2 protein-coding genes are annotated in these 2,825 nt (G+C 61.3%); both read right to left on the bottom strand.

What is annotated here, in order from left to right; all coding sequences use genetic code 11:
* Positions 1-2,444 (bottom strand): condensation domain-containing protein (locus NCT04_RS34075; RefSeq protein WP_250470239.1); only part of this gene is annotated, 2,444 nt, incomplete at its 3' end.
* A gap of 9 nt (positions 2,445-2,453) precedes the next feature.
* On the bottom strand, positions 2,454-2,825 hold a 372-nt coding region (locus NCT04_RS34080; RefSeq protein WP_250470241.1), incomplete at its 5' end, for a phosphopantetheine-binding protein.

Below are 2,825 nucleotides of genomic sequence, written 5' to 3' on the forward strand. Positions count from 1 at the left end.
GGTTGCATACGCTCATCGAGTACCCACGTCTGTGTCGCTGCAATCGGCGCGCCGATCGGCACCGGCCGGTGCTCTTCTCGGCATTGCCACGCGGTCACGTCAATCGCCGCTTCGGTCGGGCCGTACAGGTTGTGCAGTTCCACATTCGGAAGACGCGCGAAGACCTTGCGCTGCAATTCTTCAGGCAGCGCTTCGCCACTACAGATGATTCGGCGCAACGTGTCTGCGCAAGACAGCGCGTGTTCACTTTCAATGAACGCCTGCAACATCGACGGGACGAAATGAATCGTGCTCACCTCGTGCTGCACGATGGTGTGTGCCAGTTGCAATGGATCGCGATGCGCACCGGGTGCGGCGACCGCCAGACGTGCTCCGACCATCAATGGCCAGAAGAATTCCCATACCGATACGTCGAAGCTGAACGGCGTCTTTTGCAGTACCGTCTCGCCGTGTTCGAGCGGATAAGCTTGCTGCATCCATTGAAGTCGATTTGATAGCGCAGCGTGTGTGTTGCCGACGCCTTTGGGACGGCCCGTCGAGCCTGAGGTGAAGATGACGTAGGCCAGGTTTTCGCCGTGGATTTCGATATCCGGATTGCTCTGTTCGTCGCGTGATACATCGATATCTCGCAGCACCAGCGTCATGCCACTATCGGCCTGCATCTCTGCAAGCCGCTCCTGTGGCAATGACGGGTCCAGCGGTACATACGCCCCGCCCGCCTTCATGATCGCCAGCAGCGCCACGACCAGTTCCACCGAGCGCTCTGCGGCTACGCCTACTTTCGACTCCAACCCCACGCCGCGTTCGATCAGTTCATACGCCAGGCCATTCGCTTTCGCATTGAGTTCGGCATAGCTCAGACGGATATCGCCGAAGGTCAGCGCAATGTCGTCCGGTGCCAGCTCTGCGTGGCGCTCGAAGCCGCGTATCACCGGCTCAAGGTTCTCGAAGCGCGTGTCGTTGCGGCTCCAGCCTTCGATCTCTGCGCGCTCTTCTGCGCTCAGTAGCGGCACTTCGATGATCAACGCCGTGGCTTCGACAAGCGCCTTGAGCATCGCCTCGTAATGCTGCGCCATGCGCGCGATCGTTCCTGCCTCGAACAACTCGCGTGCATAGCTCAGCTCAAGCGATATCGTCCCGTCACTTTCCTCGCGCGTGTCGAGCAGCAGTTCAAACTGCGCCATCTCGGCCGGCAAGGCATACGGCTCGATTTCCAGTGACGGCAAATCCTTCAGCACCCGCCAGTCTCGGCGCTGATGATTGAACATCACCTGGAACAGTGGCGTGTGGCTCAGGCTGCGCTCCGGACGCAGTGCGTCGATCAGTGCATCGAAGGGCAAATCCTGATGCGCCTGCGCACCAAGTGTCGCTTCGCGTACCTGTGCGAGTAACGTCGCCGTGTCCGTCGAGGCGTCAACACGGCTTTGCATTACCTGCGTGTTCACGAAGAAGCCGATCAGTCCTTCGACTTCCACCCGATGACGGTTCGCCACTGGTACGCCCGTACGTACCGTCTGCTGCCCCGTATAGCGATACAGCAGCGCGTGGAACGCGGCCAGCAGTACCATGAAAGGCGTACTGCCGCTTTGGCGGGCTCGCTCGCGCACCGCGTCGGCCAATGCAGGCGGCAGGCTCACATGATGACGCCCAGCGTGATACGTCGCGTGTGGGGGGCGTGGGGCATCGGTGGGCAAGGCCAGCACCGGGTGTTCATCGCCCAGTGTCCTTTGCCAGTAGGCCAGTTGACGTTCGCGTTCGCCTGCGTCGAGCCAGTCGCGTTGCCACGCGGCGTAGTCCGCGTATTGGACGGGCAACGCCGCACGCTCAATTGCGCTTCCTGAAACGCCCGCGCGATAGTGCGCCACCAGTTCATCGAGCAACACCTGCACGGACCAACCGTCCGACACAATGTGATGCATCGACAGCACCAGCAAGCGTTCTTCCGCACTCGCGCTGAACAAGGCCACACGCAGCAACGGGCCGTGTTGCAGATCGAACGGCTCTGCAGCTAAAGCACGCGCGGTGGCATCGAATTCACTCGCATCGAGCGATGCCGCGCGCCAGTCCAGCGCGACCTGTGCATCGATGATTTGCTCGACGCGACCGTTCACATCGGCCACGAAACGCGTGCGCAGGCTCTCATGTCGCGCCACGATCGCTTCGAAACTCGCACGCAGCGCTGCGTGATTCACCGCGCCATGCAGGCGCAAGCCGCCCGAAACGTGATACGCGCTGCTCTCCGGCAACAACTGCCACAGGAACCACAAGCGCTGCTGTGCATAAGATGCGGGCGATGCCTCTCCCGGCGATCTCGCTCTCGCAAGGATAGGCAGTTGCGAAGGCGTCACGCCTTCATCGACCATCTTGCGCCAGAAGATGCGGCGCTTGTCCTGCGAAAGTTCTATGAAGCGCTGCGCGATGCGCGCGGCTTTGTCCTTATCCATGAAGCTTGCTCAAAGAGTATCGAGAAAGGCGTCGAGTTCGTCGAGCGCCTGATCGCCGGGACCGGCGGTGCGCGCATCGTCGATCGCCTGCGCGAGTGCGGCCAGCGACGTGGCCTCGAAAAGCGCGGCTAACGGCAGACTTGCCTTGAGTTCCAGTCCGATGCGCGCATTGAGTCGCACGGCCATGAGCGAGTTGCCGCCCAGCTCGAAGAAGTTGTCGTTCCGGCCGATGCGTTCGATGCCCAGCAGCGTCGACCAGATTTGCATGAGTTGTGTTTCGAGTGCGCCTTGTGGTGCTTCCCATTCGTGGTCTTCGTCCTGCACCGACGGCACCGGCAGCGCCTTGCGGTCCACCTTGCCGTTCGCGTTCAGCGGCATCAC

It is taken from the genome of Caballeronia sp. GAFFF2 (genome assembly GCF_023631485.1).
Classification (GTDB): domain Bacteria; phylum Pseudomonadota; class Gammaproteobacteria; order Burkholderiales; family Burkholderiaceae; genus Caballeronia.